The sequence below is a fragment of the Tessaracoccus sp. MC1627 genome (assembly GCF_014164725.1).
Classification (GTDB): Bacteria; Actinomycetota; Actinomycetes; order Propionibacteriales; family Propionibacteriaceae; genus Arachnia.
Genome location: NZ_JACJGA010000001.1, coordinates 825,571 through 844,402, shown reverse-complemented (window position 1 = coordinate 844,402; position 18,832 = coordinate 825,571). Strand labels below are relative to the sequence as shown.

The 18,832-nt window shown below is 69.2% G+C and carries 17 protein-coding genes; 11 read left to right on the top strand and 6 right to left on the bottom strand.

Translation table 11 applies throughout. From position 1 onward, the window contains the following. Positions 1-18 precede the first annotated feature (18 nt). From lpdA to H5399_RS03820, 3 genes are read right to left on the bottom strand one after another with little or no spacing between them, the layout of a single operon-like run. The gene (lpdA, locus tag H5399_RS03830) at positions 19-1,452 is read right to left on the bottom strand and encodes a dihydrolipoyl dehydrogenase (RefSeq protein ID WP_182781667.1); all 1,434 of its coding nucleotides are present in this window, start codon (positions 1,450-1,452) and stop codon (positions 19-21) included. Between the two features lie 15 nt (positions 1,453-1,467). Further along, a complete protein-coding gene (locus H5399_RS03825) occupies positions 1,468-2,838 on the bottom strand; it encodes a dihydrolipoamide acetyltransferase family protein (RefSeq protein ID WP_182781666.1) in 1,371 nt (456 codons plus the stop codon). A gap of 28 nt (positions 2,839-2,866) precedes the next feature. Beyond that, positions 2,867-3,619: a DeoR/GlpR family DNA-binding transcription regulator gene (locus H5399_RS03820; protein WP_182781665.1), complete on the bottom strand. Its 753-nt coding sequence runs from the start codon at positions 3,617-3,619 to the stop codon at positions 2,867-2,869. Between the two features lie 182 nt (positions 3,620-3,801). Between H5399_RS03820 and H5399_RS03815 the strand changes: the two genes are divergently transcribed. Further along, a complete protein-coding gene (locus H5399_RS03815) occupies positions 3,802-5,034 on the top strand; it encodes a serpin family protein (RefSeq protein WP_182781664.1) in 1,233 nt (410 codons plus the stop codon). A 54-nt stretch (positions 5,035-5,088) separates the two neighbouring features. Here H5399_RS03815 and H5399_RS03810 read toward each other — a convergent pair whose 3' ends face one another. After that, the gene (locus H5399_RS03810) at positions 5,089-7,953 is read right to left on the bottom strand and encodes a glycoside hydrolase family 32 protein (protein WP_182781663.1); all 2,865 of its coding nucleotides are present in this window, start codon (positions 7,951-7,953) and stop codon (positions 5,089-5,091) included. Positions 7,954-8,052: 99 nt separating this feature from the next. Here H5399_RS03810 and H5399_RS03805 point away from each other — a divergent pair, with 99 nt between their 5' ends. After that, the gene (locus tag H5399_RS03805; protein ID WP_220489037.1) at positions 8,053-9,078 is read left to right on the top strand and encodes a LacI family DNA-binding transcriptional regulator; all 1,026 of its coding nucleotides are present in this window, start codon (positions 8,053-8,055) and stop codon (positions 9,076-9,078) included. A gap of 62 nt (positions 9,079-9,140) precedes the next feature. Here the strand turns inward: H5399_RS03805 and H5399_RS03800 are convergent, their stop codons facing one another. Then, entirely contained in the window at positions 9,141-10,211 is a 1,071-nt protein-coding gene (locus H5399_RS03800) for a hypothetical protein (protein WP_182781662.1), read from the bottom strand. Positions 10,212-10,404: 193 nt separating this feature from the next. On the opposite strand from H5399_RS03800, the gene H5399_RS03795 reads away from it, so the two are divergent. From H5399_RS03795 to H5399_RS03780, 4 genes are all read left to right on the top strand, one after another. After that, positions 10,405-11,076 carry a fructose-6-phosphate aldolase gene (locus tag H5399_RS03795; protein ID WP_182781661.1) on the top strand — a complete coding sequence of 224 codons (672 nt, stop codon included), beginning with the start codon at positions 10,405-10,407 and terminating at the stop codon, positions 11,074-11,076. Positions 11,077-11,157: 81 nt separating this feature from the next. Then, complete coding sequence (locus H5399_RS03790; RefSeq protein ID WP_182781660.1) at positions 11,158-12,531, top strand: MBL fold metallo-hydrolase; 1,374 nt, start codon at positions 11,158-11,160, stop codon at positions 12,529-12,531. Then, positions 12,528-12,875 (top strand): rhodanese-like domain-containing protein, encoded by a 348-nt coding sequence (locus tag H5399_RS03785; protein ID WP_220490761.1) that lies wholly within the window; start codon positions 12,528-12,530, stop codon positions 12,873-12,875. Before H5399_RS03790 ends, H5399_RS03785 begins: the two co-directional genes overlap by 4 nt. Further along, positions 12,872-13,675 (top strand): sulfite exporter TauE/SafE family protein, encoded by an 804-nt coding sequence (locus H5399_RS03780; RefSeq protein WP_182781659.1) that lies wholly within the window; start codon positions 12,872-12,874, stop codon positions 13,673-13,675. Before H5399_RS03785 ends, H5399_RS03780 begins: the two co-directional genes overlap by 4 nt. Here H5399_RS03780 and H5399_RS03775 read toward each other — a convergent pair. Next, positions 13,645-15,312: an alpha/beta-hydrolase family protein gene (locus tag H5399_RS03775; RefSeq protein ID WP_182781658.1), complete on the bottom strand. Its 1,668-nt coding sequence runs from the start codon at positions 15,310-15,312 to the stop codon at positions 13,645-13,647. The genes H5399_RS03780 and H5399_RS03775 overlap by 31 nt on opposite strands. A 126-nt stretch (positions 15,313-15,438) precedes the next feature. Here H5399_RS03775 and H5399_RS03770 point away from each other — a divergent pair, with 126 nt between their 5' ends. From H5399_RS03770 to H5399_RS03750, 5 genes are read left to right on the top strand one after another with little or no spacing between them, the layout of a single operon-like run. Next, positions 15,439-15,867, top strand: coding sequence for a hypothetical protein (locus H5399_RS03770; protein ID WP_182781657.1), 429 nt, complete (start codon positions 15,439-15,441; stop codon positions 15,865-15,867). Between the two features lie 46 nt (positions 15,868-15,913). Further along, the gene (locus H5399_RS03765) at positions 15,914-16,216 is read left to right on the top strand and encodes a helix-turn-helix transcriptional regulator (protein ID WP_182781656.1); all 303 of its coding nucleotides are present in this window, start codon (positions 15,914-15,916) and stop codon (positions 16,214-16,216) included. 3 nt (positions 16,217-16,219) lie between these two features. Then, positions 16,220-17,260 carry a permease gene (locus tag H5399_RS03760; protein ID WP_182781655.1) on the top strand — a complete coding sequence of 347 codons (1,041 nt, stop codon included), beginning with the start codon at positions 16,220-16,222 and terminating at the stop codon, positions 17,258-17,260. Positions 17,261-17,281: 21 nt separating this feature from the next. Further along, positions 17,282-17,518, top strand: a complete 237-nt coding sequence (locus tag H5399_RS03755; RefSeq protein WP_182781654.1) for a thioredoxin family protein — start codon at positions 17,282-17,284, stop codon at positions 17,516-17,518. A gap of 23 nt (positions 17,519-17,541) precedes the next feature. Further along, positions 17,542-18,591, top strand: coding sequence for a biotin/lipoate A/B protein ligase family protein (locus H5399_RS03750; RefSeq protein ID WP_182781653.1), 1,050 nt, complete (start codon positions 17,542-17,544; stop codon positions 18,589-18,591). Positions 18,592-18,832 lie beyond the last annotated feature (241 nt).

Here is an 18,832-nt window from a genome sequence, read left to right as displayed (position 1 = left end):
TAGCTTTCTGGTGGTCGCTCAGGCCTTGGCAGCCCAAGCCGCCTCTCGGATGAGTTCGCTGACGGTGGGGTGGGGGAAGACGATCTGGCGCAGGTCGGTGATGTTGAGTTCGGTCTCGAGCACCACGGAGGCGCCCCAGATCATCTCGGAGGCGTAGCTGCCCACGACGTGGACGCCGAGCACCTGCAGGGTGTCGCCGTCGTAGACCAGCTTGGCGGCGCCGGGGGCCTTGACGCCGTTCTCGGCGACGAAGCGGCCCGACATGGCGCCTGGGACGGTGACGGTCTGCACGTTGCCGCCCTGGGCCTTGGCCTGGGCCTCGGTGAGCCCGATGCCCGCCGCCTCCGGGATGGAGTAGACGGCCCACGGGATGGTGGACCAGCGCATGACCTCGCCCTTGCGGTAGGCCTCGGGGTCGAGGATGTTCGCCGCGGCGATCTCGCCCATGCGGTAGGCCGCGTGTGCCAGGAGGGAGCGTCCGGTGACGTCGCCGATGGCCCAGACGTTCGGGAGGTTGGTGCGCATGCGGTCGTCGACCACCACGCCCTTGCCGGAGACCTCCAGGCCGGAGTTCTCCGCGCCCCAGCCCTGCACGGCGGGGCGGCGGCCCACGGCCATGAGCACGACGTCGGCCTCCACGGCCTCGTCGGCGCCGTCGGCGGTGGTGTAGCGGACGGTCCCGCCGTCGAGGGCGGTGACCTTGCAGGACAGCTTGAAGTTCACGTTGCTGAGGGCCTTGCGCAGCATGGGCGCCAGCTCGGCGTCCATGAACGGCACGATCTCGGGCAGCATCTCCACGACGGTGACCTCGGAGCCGAGCGTGGCGAACAGGCTCGCGAACTCCAGCCCGATCACCCCGCCGCCGATCACGGCCAGGCGCGGCGGGATGGCCTCGACGGCGAGCATGCCGGTGGAGTCCACCACGTGCGGGTTGCCTTGTCCTGAGCCTGTCGAAGGGTCCTTGGCGCCCGGGATGGGGGGCATCACGGGGACGGAGCCGGTGGCGAGGATCACGTGGTCGCCGGTGTAGCTCTCCGCTCGTTGAGCCGGACCGGAGCCGGAGGCGCCGTCCGCGTCGAAACGCACGGTGACCTTGCCGGGTCCCTCGAACGTGCCGTAGCCCTTGACGACGGTGACGCCGGCCTTCTTCTCCGCGAAGCCCACACCCTTGACCAGGGTGGTGACCGTCTGGGCCTTCCACTTCTGGAGCTCGGTCCAGTCCACCGTGATGTCGGAGGTGTGGATGCCGAGGTTGGTGCCGTGCTTGGCGTGCTCGTAGGTCTTGGCCGCGTTGAGCAGGGCCTTGGTGGGGATGCAGCCCACGTTGAGGCAGGTCCCGCCGAGGGCCTCGGCCTCAATGAGGAGGACCTTCTTCCCGGCGTGGCCGAGGCGCTCGGCGCTGATGTAGCCCCCGGGGCCTCCGCCCAGGACGATGACGTCGTAGTCACTCATTGGTGCTGGTTCCTCTCAGCCGAGAACGGTGATGTCGATGGCCTCGATGAACTTCACGAGGTCCTGCAGGAAGCGCGCGGCGTCCGCGCCGTCGATGGCCCGGTGGTCTGCGGTGAGCGACAGTCCGATGCGCTGCTCGGCGCCGACGGAGCCGTCGGCGTTGACCTTGACCCGCGGGAAGATCGCGTCGACGCCGAGGATGGCCGTCTGCGGCACGTTGAGCAGCGGGGTGAAGGACTCGATGCCGAAGCCGCCGAGGTTGGACACCGTGAAGGTGGCGCCGGAGAGCAGATCCGGGTTGATCGAGCCCTGAATGGCCTCGTTGGCGAGCTGCTTGCTGACGGCCGAGAACTCGCGCAGGCTCATCAGCGACGCGTTGCGCACCGTCGGCACAAGGAGGCCGCGGGGGGTGTCGCAGGCGAAGCCCATGTGGACCCGCTCGAAGGTGGTGAGCACGCCGTCGGCCAGGTGCGCGTTGTGCGAGGGGTTCTTCGCGGCGGCGCGGACCGCGGCGTAGCCGACGAGGTCGCCGATGGTGACGCCGTTCATGCCCAGCGACGAGTCCGAGTTCTTCAGCTTCTTGCGCAGGTCGAGCAGGCCCTGGGCGTTCGCGGTGGTGGTGTAGGTGAGCTGCGCGGAGGTGGCCAGCGAGTTCATCATCCGGTCCGAGATGACCTTGCGGACACCCTTGACCTTGGTGGCCTCCGACGGGCCGGGGAAGTCGGCGTCGACGGCGCTCGCCGGACGTGGCGCCGCGGGGGCGGCCGCGGCGGCCGGCTCGGCCGGGGCGGCGAGATCGGCGGTGGTCACGCGGCCGCCGAGCCCGGTGCCCTGCGCGGCCGAGCCGTGGGCTCCTGCGCGGGCGGCGCCGGTGGTGGCCGAGGTGAGGGCATCCTTGACGTCGCGTTCGATGACGCGGCCGCCGGGACCCGAGCCCTCGGCGACAGCGCCGAGGTCGAGGGAGTTGGCGGCGGCGAGGCTGCGGGCGCGGGGGCTCGAAGCGCCGGTGGCCGCGGTGCGCTCCGTCTGGGGGGCCTCCCCGGGTTCGGGCGCGACGGCGGGTGCAGCTGCCTCGGTGGGGGGCGTGGCCTCGGCCTCGCCGTCGCCCTTCCATCCGGCCGCGTCGAGCGCCGGCTTGGGATCCTCGCCCGCGGCGCCCACAACCAGCAGCGGCTCCTTGACCGGGACATCGTCGCCCTCGGCCCAGAGCAGGGCCAGCACGGTGCCGGCCGCGGAGGAGGGGACCTCCATGGAGGCCTTGTCTGTCTCGACCTCGCAGACGATGGCGTTCTCGGCGATCTCGTCGCCCACCTTCACCTGCCACGACACGATCAGGCACGACTCGACACTGTTGCCGAGCTGCGGCATGACTACGACGGTTGCCATGGTGTTGTCCTTCTTCTTCGTTGATTGACTAGACGACGCGTACTTGGGTGTGTTCCCGGAGCGCCTCGACGGCGCCCGCGGGGAGGCCGTCGTCGGTGATGACTCCGGTGATGCCCGCCAGGGGCAGGAAGGTGACGAAGCCGGCCTGCCCGAACTTCGACGAATCGGCCAGCAGCCAGGTCTCCTCCGCCCGCTCGCGCATGAGGGAGGCCACCTGGCCGCCCTCCACGAACCGCGTGGTGAGTCCCCGCTCAGGAGAGAACCCGTCCGTGCCGACGAAGGCCAGGCGGGTGTTGAAGTCCGCGATGGCGCGCTCGGCGAGCGGGCCGACGAAGGACTCCGACTCGGCGCGGAACACGCCCCCGGTGAGGATGACCCCGAGCGCGGGGTTGATCCGGGCCGTGGAGAACGCCAGCGCCGAGTTGGTGACGATCTGGACGCCGCGCCGCCCGGTGAGGTTGCGCACCAGCATGGCGGTGGTGGTACCGGCCTCGATCATGATGGTGTCGTCGTCGAGAACCATCGCGGCGGCCGCGGCGGCGATGCGCTGCTTGGCCTCCACGTGGAGCTTCTCGCGCTGCAGGATGGACTTCAGCGTGGTGGGGCGGGCCCCGCCGCGCGTGCGGACCAGGAGTCCGCGCTCCTCGAGGTTCCTGAGGTCTCCCCTGATGGTGACCTCGGAGACGCCGAGCTCGACGGCGAGGGCGGAGACCGAGAGGGTGCCATCATCGGTGAGACGCGTCATGATCTCGCTCGCCCGCTCAGCGCGCTCGACGGTCATTGTCGGTCCCATCACTTGCCATTGACTTCCGAAGTGGTTTCGATGTGACCACCCTAAGCCCTTCGTACGGGTTTCGATTGACGGCTGGCGAAATGCTGAGCATCTGCTCACGACATCACGATCCGGTCACGTCGGCACCCTCGCGAGGATGCGGATCTACGCTGGAGGGAAGGAGGCCAGCGATGCCCACCCGTCGATCACTCTTGGCCGCCGCGGGACTCGCGGCCCTTGCCATCCCACTGTCGTCCTGCGCCACGGCCAGCCCTGGGGAACTGCGAGGGACCATCGCCCCGGAGGAGTTCCCCCTGGACACCTCCGGCGTGCCGACGGCGTCCGCGGCCACCGAGGCGCTGGCATGGACGCTGCTGGCCGGGAAGACGGGCAACAGGGTGCTGGGCCCCAGTTCGCTCATGTCCGCCATCGCCATGTTGGGCGAGGGCGCCGCCGGGGCGAGCGCCGCGTCGCTCGACTCGACGATCGGCCTGGCCGGGGACGAGCGGTCCGCGGCCGTCGCGGCGCTGCGACAGGCACTCGCCGGGTACGACACACTTCCGGACAGCGTGGACAAGAAGGAGCCGCCGGAGGAGATCGTCGTCCATCAGGCGTCGCAGGTGGTGATCCTTGACGAGGCGATCGTCGAGGAGGCCTTCCTGGACCGGCTGTCGAGGTTCTACGACTCGGGGGTGGAGCGAGTGGACCGCGACGGGGCGAAGGCGGTGCTGGACGCGTGGGCGAACAAGCACACCGCCGGGCTGATCGAGAAGTCCGCCATCGAGGTGACGCCGGAGCTGCAGCTCGTGCTGCAGGACGCCGTCCTGTTCGCTGCCAGATGGCGCACGCCGTTCACCAGCGAGTGGCCGGTGCCGTTCACCCCCGCCGGTGGCGCGCCGACGGAGGTGCCCGGCATGACGGAGATCGTTCCTGCCAGGTTCGCGGAGGGGTCGCGGTGGGCTGCCGTGCGCCTGCCGTACGACGACGTCCTCGCGATGGACGTGATCCTCCCCTCACCGGGGGTGGCTCCTGGTCAGCTCAGCGTCGACGAACTCGTGGCCGTCGCGGAGGGGCTGGAGGCCGCCGGCGAAGGACAGGTCTCCGTCGTCATGCCGACGTCGGACCAGAAGCAGACCTGGGACCTGCTGCAACCCGTCCAGGAGGCCGGGATCGTCCTGTCCGACCTGAGCAGGATCGTGCCCGGCGGGACGCTGGGCCCGCTGGTGCAGCAGGTGACGTTGACGGTGAGCCCGAAGGGCACCGTTGGGGCCGTGCTCACCGAGGGCGCCGTCGGCACAGGCATGCCGGCCTACGACGCCGAGCTCTGGGTGGACCGGCCCTACGTCATGCGGGTGCTGGACACCCGGACACGATGGCCGATCTTCCTCGCCGTCGTCGAGGACCCTGCCGCCGCTGCCGAGTAGTGCAGACATGGCTCGGCGCCCGCCCCCCTGCGGGACGGGCGCCGAGTTGTCAGGTCAGCTGCAGGCCGGCAGGCTCATCGAGGTCCAGGCCTTCGTCTTGGCCGGACGGGTCACCGAGGCAACCGAGAGGGATCCCGCTGCCTCGCCGACGCCGTCGGTCAACGTCACGACCTTGGTCTTCCCGGCCGCCAGCGAGAACTCCAGCGGCGTGCCCTCCGAAGAGAGCGTGACGATCATCCGTTCGTCGGTGGGGTTGGTCAGCGTCACCGTGGCGCCGTCCGAGCAGGAATTCTCCACCGACACCTCGGGAGGCGTCGTGCCGGTGTGCACCGACTGGGTGAGAGGCGTGGCCACCACGGAGGTGAACCGCGCCGTACCCCCGAGGCTCACCAGCGACAGTCCGAGCGAGTCGGCCGCCGGGAAGACCTGGTTGGTGAGCGTGCGCACGCCGTCCTCCGCAAAGACCTCCACCGAGGACCTGTCGACGTAGACCTGGAAGGTCACCGACCCGTCAGGGTTGGTCAGCGGCGCGGACGTGACGACGGGGAAGTCGGGATCGAAGTCCACGGCGCCGGACCTCGTGCGGTCCACCACGATCTTGCCTGTCTCTGTGTCGATGCCCACGAATGTGCCCTCACCGGAGTCAGGGCTGTAGTCGTCGCTGGTGCGCACGGCCACGCCCGCCATCTCGGCGTCCTTCGGGTCGACGGTGACGTCGAGCACGTAGGCGTCCGAGCTCCAGGGCAGCGCCACGGCACCGTCGTTGACGTTGACGTTGCGCTTCCGCAGGGAGTCCTTCGTCACCTCGAGCGTGGAGACCTCCTCCACCGGGGCCTGGACGAGCTCGTACTCGCCGTCGACCACTTCGAGGGTCACCTCCCGTGGGAGGGCCATGGCGCTGCGCCACTCCCCCGTCGGGATGTTCTCGGCGTAGGACCAGTCGTTCATCCACGCGAGCATGACCTGACGGCCGTCGGGGGTGTTGCTGAAGGAGATGGCCGCGTAGTAGTCACGGCCCCAGTCCAGCCAGTCGTACCGTTCCACCTGACGCGGCTGCGGGGCATCGCTCGCCACGATCTGGTCCACCAGGATGTGTCCCCATCCCGCGCGGTTGTTGTCGATGATGCGGATCTGCGCCGTCTCACCCTGCAACCCGGACAAGTCCCACGACACCCAGTCGAGATTCTCGGAGTTCTGGCCGGTGGCGGACCGCACCACCTGGCCGTCGACGACCAGGTTGACGGTGGTCTCGTCGGTGCGCGGCAGCGCCGCTTCGTCACCCATCACGACGTGGTCGAGGGTCAGGTGCCCCCAGCCGCCGGTGGCCTGGTCGACGATGCGCAGCTGAGCCGTCGAGCCGTCCAGCTCGGACACGTCCCAGGAGTGCCAGTTGAGCGATCCGCCGTCAGTGCCGGAGGCCGAACGAACGGGCTCGCCGCCCACCAGGAGCTGGACCTCCAGGCCCCCCTCCTTGTCCCGTCCACCGCCCACGAGGAAGCTGACGTAATCCCCGTCAAGCGTGAACTCGGGAGAGGTGAGCGTGCCGACCCTGCCATCGCCCCCGAGCCCTCCCTCGAAGGTGTTGATCCGGGCTTCGCCGATGTAGTAATCCCCGCCCGCGTAGGACGGACTGGCGTTGGCCGCGAGATCACCGGACCCCGTCCAGCCGAACTCCTCCAGCGTCTGGCCGCCCTCGAAGCCGTTCCACAGCAGCGTGCCGGCCGGAGGCTCGTTGTCGAGCCTCCCGCCCTCGAGGTGCGGATGGTTGCCGCCGCCCACCAGGAGGTTCAGCCACGTCGTATCCACGGTGAACGGCTCGGAGGTCAGGGTGCCGACGGGCCAGTCCCATCCCACGAAGCTGTTGACGAGCTGCTCGCCTCGGAAGCCGCTGACCGGCTGTTGATCGGCGAACGTTCCGGGGAACGGGCCGGTCGCGAACGGCCCGTCCTGCGCGTTGCCCGGCTCGTTCTGCACGGTCCACCCGGAGCCGTCCCAGGACTCGAACTCGAAGTCCTCGATCACCGTGCCGAGGGGGTCAGCCGCCCCTTCCACGATGGTCTCGGCGGTGAAGCTGGTGCCATCGAACTCGCCCACGAAGTACTGCGCGCCCGACCCGCCCGCCACGGCTCCGGGGTTGAGGTTGACCACCATGACCCACTTGGTCTCACCCGTGTCACCCACGGGGAGCTCGAACAGGTCCGGCACCTCCCAGATGCCGCCGGTGGCGTTGGCGGGTCCGAACGTGGAGAGGTAGGTCCAGTCCACGAGGTTGTCCGAGCGGTAGATGACGACCTCGTGGTTCACCGCCTCGACCGCCACCATGACCCAGTAGGCCTCGCCGTTGGCCGCCGTGTAACGTATAACTTTCGGGTCGCGGAAGTTGTTGGAGTTGCGGTTGAGGACGGGGTTGCCCTCGTACTTCTGCCAGGTGTAGCCGCCGTCGAGCGAGTAGGCCAGCGACTGGGCCTGTTTCCCGGCCAAGGTGGGATGCGCTTGCGTGTACGCGCTGGTGTAGACGGCCACCAGCGGCGGGTTCTCCGCGGTGCCGAGCCCACTGGAGTTGGTCTCGTCCACCACGATGGAGCCGGAGAAGATGTCCTCCACCGCGACCTCGTCGTCGTTGAACGTCTGGGGGATGGCCAGCGGCTGCTCGGTCCAGGTGACCAGGTCCGGGCTGGTGGCGTGGCCCCAGGACATGTTGCCCCACCGGGTGCCGAGCGGGTTGTACTGGTAGTACATGTGGTAGACGCCGTCGTGGTAAACGAGTCCGTTGGGGTCGTTCATCCAGTTGTGCTCCGGCGACCAGTGGTACGCCGGCCGGTAGGGCTCCTGGCCCGCGGAGTGCTCCGCAGCCGCCGGGACGGTGAGACCGCCGAGCAGGACCGCCCCCGCCAGTCCGATTCCTAGTGCCTTCTTCACGTCTTCTCCTTGCCTATGACAACGTTGTCATGACCAGGGTCACACGGCGTCCGGTGAGATGTCAACCCCCTTCCAGCCGCTATCGAGGAGAATGACGGAGTGGCACTCCACTCACACAGGCCCACCATTCGCGACGTTGCAGTCGCGTCCGGCGTCGCGATCAAGACCGTCTCCCGCGTGATGAATGGCGAGCCGCATGTGCGTCCCGAGACCACGCAACGGGTGCGCGCCGCCGCCGCCGAGTTGGGCTACGTACTGCACGAGCAGGCCGCCGAACTGCGCCGCCGCGACGGCGGGAGCCGCGCTCTGGGTCTGCTTGTCTCCAGCGTCAGCAACCCGTTCGACAGCCAGGTGCACGGGGCCGTGGAACGGGTTGCCCGGGCCGCCGGGCTGATGGTCATCGCCGCCAGCACGGGCGACGACCCTGACCTCGAGCTCACCGCCCTCACCACGCTCCTGGGCCGGCGCCTCGACGGTCTGATCATCTCCACCATCCGCGAGGAGCACGGGCTCCTGGCGCGGGAGATCGCCAGGGGCTGGCCCGTGGTGTTCGTGGACCGCACCGTCGACGACATCGAGTGCGACACGGTGACCGTGGACAACGTCGGGGGCGTCCGTGCCGCCGTGCGACACCTGCGCGCCCACGGGCATCGGCGCATCGCCTTCCTGGCCAACAAGATGGCCATCCGCACCACCCAGGAGCGGCTTCGAGGCTTCGAGGAGGAGACCCACGGCGATCCCGACTGCCTTCGCATCCCGGACCTGGCCGTCGAGGACGACGTGAGCGCAGCCGTCACGGCACTCCTGACTGGGGAGGACCCACCCACAGCGTTGGTGACCGCCCGCAACGAGATCTCGATCGCCACCATGCGGACGCTCCAGCGCCTCGGGAGACAGCACTCCGTGGCGCTCATCGGTTTCGACGACATCCCGATGGCCGATCTGGTGACGCCTGGGCTCAGCGTCGTGGCTCAGGATCCCGACGCCATCGGCGAGCTGTGCGCGCGCAAGGTCCTCGCCCGGCTCGCGGGTGATGTGTCCCCGCCCCAGCACACGGTCCTTCCCACCACCCTCATTCCGCGAGGCAGCGGGGAGATCAGGGCTGAGCCCGGCGCCGGTCGTTGAGCGTCACAGGCGAGCCATCGGACTCGACTCTCCCCCGTGGCCCGGAATCGTGAACGAGGCCGTCAGCCCGTGGGCGACGGCTCCGGACCGAGGAACGCGTGCAACTCCTCAGCCAGGTCGACCGGCGGCTTCCAGTAGGTGAACTCGGTGAGGGCGCCCGGGTCGACGGCGAAGTTGCCGTCGTGCAGCGGCACCAGCGAGATCGTCGAGCCCCACCCGTCGACCAGGACGAACGCACCGCGGTCGTCGATGCCCATCCCGGGGACCTCCCCGCCCACGTCGGTCTTGAGCGACTCCGCCATGCGCGCCAGCAGATCGTCGGGGACCTCCTGCAGGATCCGGATGTCGCCGAAGTTCCGGGAGCAGACGTAGCCGGCCATCACGTCGTCAGGGGTGGCTGCAACAAGCGTGGTGAGCGGCGGGCACACCTCCGGCGCCTCCGTCGGGGCCGGAAGCCCTGCGCGCTGGTCCTCCCACAGCCTGACGACCGTGGCCAGGAACCCGTCGGCTCCGGCGAGCCGGCGCTCGCCGTCGCTCACCGCCCGGCAGCCGTGCAACTCTCCGCTCAGCCGCTTGGCCCCATCCGCGTAGTCGACGACCACCACGTAGGTCATCCGGTACTCCATGGTGCAAGCGATGTCCTGGGGCAGTGGCTCAAGGGCGTTGAACGCGGCCACCAGCTCGTCCACCCCCTTGGTCAGCGCCTCGGCCGGGCCACCCGTGGACGTGAAGCCCTCATTGGGGTCGCCGCACAGCCACGCGCTCACGGCTCCGTCGGGAAGGTCGCCGTCGAACGGGGTGAGCTGGAAGCGGTCCTGTGCGGCCTCCTCCGAGCTGCCCGGGCACCGGTTCTCACCGGGGCCCACGGGAGGCTCCGACGACGCGGAGGGCAGACCGACCGACGGGGTCGGACCCACCGGCGTCTCTGGGCCCGAAACGGTGGGACTGGCGCTCGGGGTGTCGCCCGGGACCGCGCGGTCGGGACCCCACAGCGCCTGATACCCCAGCGGGATGGCGACGGCGGCGAGAATCAGTCCGCCGACCACGGCACCGGTCACCCACCGCCGCGACACTCGAGCCTCGGGACCCGAGAGCGCGTCCTCCCGGCCAGCCGCACCGTCGTCGTCCACCATGGAGCACCTCGATCCTGAACCACCCCACGGCCACCGTGCGGCAGGGCTGAGCACATTGTCCCGCCGGAACACGACCGACGGTAGCCCCCGGCTGGGCATCTGCCCGGATCGCCGACGATCCCTCCCGTTCGCGCTCCCACGGTGGTGGAATACAGGTGGGCCGAGGCCCCGCCACGCATCCCGAAAGGCTCCCATGGACATCCTGTTCGACACCGCCAACCTCGACGACATCGAGCGCCTCACCCCGATCTACCCCGTCACGGGCGTGACGACGAACCCGTCGATCCTCAAGAAGGAGGGCCAGATCGACTTCTACGCCCACCTGAAGCGGATCCGCTCGATCATCGGCCCGAACCGCACGCTTCACGTGCAGGTGCTGGCCAAGGACGCGCAGGGGATGATCGACGAGGCCCACCGCCTGCTGGACAAGATCGACGCCAACGTCTACCCCAAGATCCCCACCACCGAGGCCGGCATCCAGGCCATGCGCACCCTCAAGGAGGAGGGTGTGAGGGTCACGGCGACCGCCATCTATTCCAAGACGCAGGGATTCCTCGCGATCGCGACCGGCGTCGACTACCTGGCGCCCTATTACAACCGCATGCAGAGCCTGGACATCGACACCCGCGGGATGATCAGCACCCTGGCCAGCTTCATCGACCGCTTCGACGCACCGAGCAAGATCATGGCGGCCAGCTTCAAGAACATCTCGCAGGTCTCACACGCTCTGGAGTCGGGCGCGCACGCCGTCACGCTGTCGCCGAAGCTGCTGCGCCAGGCCTTGTCGGCGCCCATGATCGAGGACGCCGTCGACGCCTTCATCTCGGACTGGAAAGAGGTGCACGGGACGACCACGCTCCCCTGAGCGCACCCCGTCATGGTCTGCTGAGGCTCGACGACCTATACCCCCTGGGGTATATACTCCTGTGAAACGAAGGAGTGACCCATGGCCAAGATCATCACAATTGCCACCCCGACCCTCGGCGACCGCAGCTACGTGGTCCACGACGGGAACGTGGCGTTCGTCATCGACCCCCAGCGCGACATCGATCGCGTCACGACGATCCTCGACGACGAGGGCGTGCAGCTGAGTGCAGTCTTCGAGACCCACATCCACAACGACTACGTCACCGGCGGCCTGGCCCTGGCGCGCGAACGCGGCGCGGACTACTACGTCAACGCGGCAGACACGGTGTCGTTCGAGCGCACCCCCATCGTCGACGAGCAGGTGGTGGAGGTGTCACCCACCATGTCGGTCAAAGCGCTGGCCACCCCCGGGCACACGTTCACCCACCTGTCCTACGTCCTCTTCAACCCCACCGCGGACGACGACGACGCCCAGGGTCAGGCGGTCTTCAGCGGGGGATCCCTGCTGTTCGGTGCCACCGGACGCCCGGACCTGCTCGGCGCCGCGCACACCCACGACCTGGTCCGGCACCAGTACCACTCGGCACACCGCCTCGCCACCGAGCTCCCGGATGCCACGGAAATCATGCCCACGCACGGCTTCGGCAGCTTCTGCGCGGCCACCCAGACCAGCGGCACCGAGTCCACCATCGGGCGCGAGAAGCGGACCAATCCTGTGCTCACGCAGGACGAGACCGAGTGGATCGACGAGATCCTCGCCGGCCTGGACGTCTACCCCGCGTATTACGCTCACATGGCCCCGGCCAACTCGTCGGGTCCCGGTGCGCCCGACCTCGCCGAGCCCACGCAGGCGGACAAGGACGAGATCCGCGCCCGCCTCGAGAAGGGCGAGTGGGTGGTGGACCTGCGCAATCGCACGGCCTACGCTGCCGGACACGTGCCCGGCAGCTTCAACTTCGGCCTGGACGGACAGCTCTCCACCTACATCGGCTGGATGATCCCGTGGGGCACCCCGCTGACGCTCCTCGGCGAGTCGAGGGAGCAGGTGGCCGAGGCGCAGCGGGAGCTGGTGCGCATCGGAATCGAGCACGTCGCCGCCAGCGCCACCGGCACCCCGGAGGACTGGACCGACGCCCCCGCCACGCTGCAGCAGGCGAACTTCGGCGACCTCAGCCAGGTCCGGCACCACCGCCAGGTGGAGATCCTCGACGTGCGGCGCACCTCCGAGTACGACACCGCGCACATCGACGGCGCCGTCAACATCCCGCTCCACGACCTGCTCACGCGCATCAGCGAGGCCCCAGACGGCGAGATCTGGGTGCACTGCCAGAGCGGCTACCGCTCCTCCATCGCTGGCTCGATCCTGGCGGCGAAGGGCCTCAACGTCGTCATCATCGACGACAACTTCGAGAACGCAGAGAAGAACGGCCTGCCGATGGCGAGTGCGCAGTGAGCACGGCCGATGTCGTCGAGTGCACCATCTCGGAGCTGCACGCCGCCTGGAAGCGGGGCGACTTCATCCTCGACGTCCGTGAACCGGATGAGTACGCCGAGGGCCATGTGCCGTCGGCGATCCTGATCCCGCTCGGCGAGGTCGCGTCGCGGGTCGACGAGGTGCCGACGGACCGCCCCATCTATGTGGTCTGCCGCAGCGGCCGCCGGTCGATGACCGGGGCGCGCGCGCTGGCCGACGCCGGGCGTCAGGCGATCTCCGTCAGCGGCGGGACCCTGGGCTGGATCTCCGCGGGCCTCCCCGTCTCGGCGCGCCTCCACGGGGCGGGCTCAGGCAGCCGATGACGTGGTGGATCGCCCCCCTGGCCATCGCCGTGGGCCTCATCATGGGGGCGCTCGGGGGAGGCGGGGCGATCATCACCGTCCCGGTGCTGGTGTACCTGGCGGGTCAGCCGCCCGCCGCCGCGATGGCCGGCTCGCTGATCGTGGTCAGCGTCACAGCCAGCGCCGGGATGATCGGGCACTGGCGGGCCGGTCTTGTCCGCCCCTCCGAAGGGGTGGCGTTCGCCGCACTGGGCTCCGCGGGGGCGATCGGCGGATCGCTGCTGTCGATGCAGATGCCGGGCAACGTTCTCATGGCCCTGTTCGCGGTACTGCTGCTCATCGTCGCGGCGGTGATGGCGAAGAAATTCCTTCGCCCGTCGTCGGCCTCGCCGCGCCATGTGCCGCCCATGATTGAACGCGAACCGCTTCGCGTCAACTGGCGCCAGGTCGGCCTCGTGGCGCTGACCGCGACCGGGGTAGGCCTGCTCACAGGGTTCTTCGGAGTGGGTGGCGGGTTCGCCATCGTCCCCGCCCTCGTGCTCGCCCTGGGGTTCACGATGCAGCAGGCGGTGGCCACGTCTCTGCTGGTCATCGTCCTCAACTCGCTGGTGGCGCTCGCCACCAGGCTGACGGTGGCCACCGACATCGACTGGACGATGATCGGATGGTTCAGCGCGCTGGCCGCCGTCGGCGCCATCCTCGGCGGCAGGGTGGGCCGACGGCTCCCGGCCAGGACCCTGGGCCTCGGTTTCGCGGCGCTGCTCGGCGTGACCTCGCTGGCGATCCTGGCTCAGACGTTGACGGGCTTGATCACCCAGTAGTCCTCGATGACGGCGCGGATCTCCGCGATCGTCGCCTCATCGAGGCCCCCGTCGCCGGTGACGGCCACCCAGCCGTCGATCATCACGTCGCCGAACGCGTGCCCGTGCCTGGCGGGGACGTCCACGCTGACAAGCATGTCCAGGAAGACCTGGACCGCCGTCACCACCGGGATCCAGCGCATGTGCGGGCTCACGTCCGGCGCCCTGCCGCCCTCGGTCAACCACTCCGGGCGCTGCCAGATGAGCTCAGGCCCCAGCCACGTGATCGGATCAGTTGCGTGCTGGAGGATGGCCACCCGCGGCTCGGACCAGTCCCCCTCCAGCGTGTCGAAGTCTCCGGACTGCGAGGCCCAGCGCACCCGTTGCCCGCCGTCGAGGACCGGCTGCCACGGCGGTGATCCTGCGTCGCGCGTCGCCTGCAGCTCCTGCCACAGGGGCGTGGCGTAGGTGGGCCCGACGAGCAGCGCTCCTTGGGTGCGTTCGGCGAGCGCGTCCACGCTGCCGAATGCGTTCATCAGGCCCTGGGCGCCGAGGCTGAGCCCGTAGACCACCAGCTTGGGACGCTCCTCCTCCGGCAAGGTGAGCCAGTGGCCCCGCACCCCGGTGAACAGCGCAGAGGCGGCCTCGACGGTGAGCTCCGGCGCGGTGACCGCGGACACGAAGCTCGGGGTGTAGGCGTACTGGAGGGCCACCGTCGCCGTGTCGCCCGAGTGCAGGTACTCGACGGAGTCCACGCCCTGCGGCTCCACCCAGCCTGAGCCGGTGGTGGCCGCGACCACGAGCACCTCCCGCTCGAAGCCGCCTGTGCGCACGAGTTCCCGGACGGCGGTCGCCACCCTGTCCGCCAGCGTGCCGCCCGCACCCACGCCCACGTACACGCGCACGGGGGTCATCGCGGGCTCCCCGGTGAGCGCGCTGATCTCGTCGGCCGTCGGGCCGCCGGTCACGAAGTCCCCGCCCTGGCGCCCCAACTCCTCGAACGTCACCTCGGACCCCGGCCCGCCCGAGCGTTCCGCGGCACCGGGCGCGACGACACCGCCCGCCGGCTGGCCGTTGATGCCCCGGTACGCGACATTGAGCAGCCCGAAGAAGCCGATGCCCAGCAGGGCCAGGATCAGGACCGACGCCGCGGCGGCCCGGAGGCTCGCCAGCTTGAGGGCGACGGCGGGGGTGCGTCCGCCCTCCACCATCCGACGCAGCGTGCGCCGCCACGCGGAGCGGACCAGGCGGCCGAGTCCGAGGCTCGCCAGGCTGGCAACAGCCAACGCCACCACGAACCCGAGGATGTTGACGTTGTCCTGCGGGGGCAGCTCGACGAGGCGGCGCACCTCGTTCTGCGCGGCGACGCCGCCGATCATGGCAGCGATCAGGACCGCGCCGTACAGGGGCCATCCCACCAGACGCAGCCAATGCAGCCACTCCTGCGGTGGACGCCACCGGGTCAGCCTCGCCCCCAGGACGGCCAGCGCCACGCCGATCAGGTAGCCGACGCCGAACACGATGCCGGAGCCCACACCCTGCAGGACCGCGGGCCTCGGAAGCAGCGACGGCGTGAGCGACAGCGCCAGCAGGACGGCCCCCATCGCGACACCAACCGGGTTCAGGCTGCGCAGGTACTGCTGAAGGTGCTGCTTCATGTGACCCTCCGTGTGCGGTGCGGGTCCAACGCCCCCACCGGGCGTGACCGCCGGCACACAGGCTACGGCAGTGTGCCTCGTGGGCACCTCCCCCGATCCGGGGGGACGCGTCCCTAGGATGAGCCCATGGCAGATCCTGCGGCACCCCGGCGTCGGTGGCTGTCGGCCGCAGATGTGGTCGATGTCTTCGTCTACGTGGTGGTCCTCAACCTGGCCGCGGAGTATATGCCCGCTGTGATCTCAGAGACTTTCACTCTCTCGTTGCTCACGGCCGTCATCCTCAAGCTGGTGCTGGAGGTGGTGGTGGCGTTGAAGGATCGGGCCAAGGCACGGTTCAAGGCAGCCACGACGCCGGTGGGCCGCATCGTCGCTGGTCTTCTGCTCTGGGCGCTGCTCGTCAGCAGCAAGTTCGTCGTCCTGGAGCTGATCGCCCTGCTCTTCGGCGACAGCGTGAAACTCGGCGGCTTCTGGGCCGTCACCGCTCTCATCCTCGTCCTCATGTTCGCCCGCAGCGGGGTACGCCGGCTCCTTGCCACCCCGGATTCCGCCGCCTAACCCACCCCGGCCCGCCGCCCGTCAACCAGAGGCGTACGATTCAATCATGCTTGAATCAAGCCTCATTGAACTGACCTTGCGCGAGGATCGCGCGGTGGCGGTGCTGCAGGCTGTCGCGGACCCCATCCGGTGGCGGGTGCTGTCGAGGCTGTCGTCGTCGACACAATGCGTCTGCGACCTCCAGGCCACGATCGACATCGCCCCCAACCTGCTCAGCTACCACCTCAAGGTGCTGCGCGAGGCGGGCCTGATCGTCGGCACCCGTCGCGGCCGCTGGATCGACTACACGCTGGCCGACGGCGCCGCCGCGCTTGTCCGCTCCGCTCTGCCAGGCGAGCTGAGAGGCTGACCGGTGTCCGCGACACTCACCCCCCGCTCCACCAAACGCCTGATCGCCGCCCTCGCGGCGGCGGCCGTGGTCTGGGCCGGGCTGTATGCGCTCAACGAGGTTCTCTGGGACGCGCTGTTCGAACGTGCGCTCGGGCTGGACCTGACCCAGCGCATCCCGGGCGCCGTCCACTTCTTCCTCTATGACACCTCCAAGATCATCCTGCTGCTGGTCGGCATGATCTTCGTGATCGGCATGGTCCGCACCACGCTTCGTCCCGAGCGGGTACGCGTTTTCCTGGAGGGGAAGCCGCTGTGGCTTTCGCTCGTCCTAGCCGCCCTGTTCGGCGCCATCACGCCGTTCTGCTCCTGCAGCTCCATCCCGCTGTTCATCGGCTTCGTGGGCGCGGGCATCCCGCTGGCGGTCACGCTGACGTTCCTCATCGCGTCGCCGCTGGTCAACGAGGTGGCCGTGGTGCTGCTGGCAGACACCTTCGGGATCCCCAACACCATCGCCTACGTTGTCGCGGGGCTCACCGCAGCCGTGACTCTGGGCTTCTTCTACAGCCGGCTCAAGCTGGATCACCTCGTCGCCGACTTCGTCTTCAAGACCCCCGTCGCCGTGCTGCACGCCGACGGGCACCGCCCCACACTGCACGAGAGGGTGGAGGCGGCCCTCGAGGAGACCCGCGACATCGTAGGCCGGGTCTGGAAGTGGATCCTCGTCGGCGTCGGAGTGGGCGCTGTCATCCACGGCTGGGTACCCACAGACTTCTTCGCCACCTACGCCGGCGCGGACAACCCGTTCGCCGTCGTGCTCGCCACCCTGGCCGGGGTGCCCCTCTACGCCAACGCGGCAGGGGTGATCCCCATCGCCGAAGCGCTCTGGACCAAGGGCATGGCGCTCGGCACGGTGATGTCGTTCATGATGGCCACCGTCGCGCTCTCCCTGCCGGAGTTCATCCTGCTCAAGCAGGTCCTCAAGCCCAAGCTGCTCGCACTGTTCTTCGGCAGCGTGTCGATCGCCATCATGGCCATCGGCTTCGGATTCAATCTGTTCGCCTGACCCCCTGAAAGAAGGAACCCCATGCTCATCAAGGTCCTCGGCCCCGGCTGCAAGAACTGCACCAACCTCGAGAAGAACGTCCGGGAGGCCCTCACACGGCTCGGCGTCGACGCCGAGGTGGAGAAGGTCACCGAATACGCCGACATCATGGCCCACGGCGTGATGTCCACCCCAGGATTGGTGATCGACGGCGACGTCGTCTCCTACGGCCGCGTCCCCACGCCCACCCAGATCGTGGAGCTGATCCAAGCCCGCTAGGAGTGCCCCGATAGGGTCGGGGCATGCGTGGTGAGTACAAGGTCCCGGGCGGCAAGCTGGTCGCGGTCGATGTGGAGAGTGACGACGGCCAGATCACCGAGGCCGCGGTCTCGGGGGACTTCTTCCTGGAGCCCGACGAGGCGCTCGACGACATCAACGGCGCCCTGCTCGGCATGCCGGACACGTCGTCTGTCGCGGATCTCGCCGCCGCCATCGTCGCCCGGCTGGACCCCGCCGCGACACTGATCGGCTTCACCCCCGAGGCAGTGGGCATCGCGGTGCGCCGCGCCCTGGGGCACGCCTCCGACTGGTCGGATCACCTGTTCGACGTCATAGGCCCGGTCTCGATGGATCCGCGGATGCACGTCGCCCTCGACGAGGTGATCGCAGGCAGGCTCGCCCGAGGCGAGGCCAACCCCAGCCTCCGCATCTGGGACTGGGACCAGCCGCTGGTGGTGATCGGATCCTTCCAGTCCTACCGCAACGAGATCGACGACGAGGGCCGGGGGCGCCACGGCATCAACGTGGTGCGCCGGATCACCGGCGGCGGGGCTATGTTCATGGAACCCGGCAACTGCGTGACCTACTCGCTGGTGGTGCCCGCGTCGCTGGTGGAGGGGCTGAGCTTCGAACGTAGCTACGAGTTCCTGGACCAGTGGGTGATGGGCGCTCTGGCCGAGCTCGGCGTCAACGCCCGCTATGTGCCGCTCAACGACATCGCCTCGGACAAGGGGAAGATCGCCGGCGCCGCTCAGCGTCGCGTGACGGGTGGAGTGGTGGTGCACCACGTGACGATGGCCTACGACATTGACGCGGACAAGATGCTCGAGGTGTTGCGCATCGGCCGCGAGAAGCTTTCCGACAAGGGCACGAAGTCGGCGAATAAGAGGGTAGACCCGCTGCGATCGCAGACCCGCCTCCCCCGCGATCAGATCATTGCGTCGTTCCTCGCCCATTTCGAGGGGCGCTACGCCACCCAGCGTCGGGGCTACACCGACGCGGAGCTGGCCGCCGCTCAGCACCTGGTGGAGACGAAGTTCTCCTCCGAGGCGTGGACCAAGCGGATCCCCTGACCTCGCTCCTCTGAGGAGTTGCACGTCGCGAAGCGACCGTGGGACCCACTACCCCGCTCCCTGAGGAGTTCCGCGTCGCGAAGCGACCGTGGGACGTCTCGAAGGGTCGTCACTCAAACCCGCAGCAAGAACCCTTGCCAGGTCACGACACGACCCTTCGAGACGGCACCCGCGCCTACGGCGGTGCGCCTCCTCAGGGATCGAAGGGAAGACACCGCCACCCCCGCTTCAGCGGTGCACC

Coding starts and splice junctions, on each gene's coding strand:
- H5399_RS03775 (WP_182781658.1), bottom strand. CDS start 15,312: ATGAAGCAGCACCTTCAGCAGTACCTGCGCAGCCTGAACCCGGTTGGT.
- H5399_RS03815 (WP_182781664.1), top strand. CDS start 3,802: ATGCCCACCCGTCGATCACTCTTGGCCGCCGCGGGACTCGCGGCCCTT.
- H5399_RS03790 (WP_182781660.1), top strand. CDS start 11,158: ATGGCCAAGATCATCACAATTGCCACCCCGACCCTCGGCGACCGCAGC.
- H5399_RS03800 (WP_182781662.1), bottom strand. CDS start 10,211: ATGGTGGACGACGACGGTGCGGCTGGCCGGGAGGACGCGCTCTCGGGT.
- H5399_RS03765 (WP_182781656.1), top strand. CDS start 15,914: ATGCTTGAATCAAGCCTCATTGAACTGACCTTGCGCGAGGATCGCGCG.
- H5399_RS03770 (WP_182781657.1), top strand. CDS start 15,439: ATGGCAGATCCTGCGGCACCCCGGCGTCGGTGGCTGTCGGCCGCAGAT.
- lpdA (WP_182781667.1), bottom strand. CDS start 1,452: ATGAGTGACTACGACGTCATCGTCCTGGGCGGAGGCCCCGGGGGCTAC.
- H5399_RS03795 (WP_182781661.1), top strand. CDS start 10,405: ATGGACATCCTGTTCGACACCGCCAACCTCGACGACATCGAGCGCCTC.
- H5399_RS03755 (WP_182781654.1), top strand. CDS start 17,282: ATGCTCATCAAGGTCCTCGGCCCCGGCTGCAAGAACTGCACCAACCTC.
- H5399_RS03780 (WP_182781659.1), top strand. CDS start 12,872: ATGACGTGGTGGATCGCCCCCCTGGCCATCGCCGTGGGCCTCATCATG.
- H5399_RS03750 (WP_182781653.1), top strand. CDS start 17,542: ATGCGTGGTGAGTACAAGGTCCCGGGCGGCAAGCTGGTCGCGGTCGAT.
- H5399_RS03820 (WP_182781665.1), bottom strand. CDS start 3,619: ATGACCGTCGAGCGCGCTGAGCGGGCGAGCGAGATCATGACGCGTCTC.
- H5399_RS03825 (WP_182781666.1), bottom strand. CDS start 2,838: ATGGCAACCGTCGTAGTCATGCCGCAGCTCGGCAACAGTGTCGAGTCG.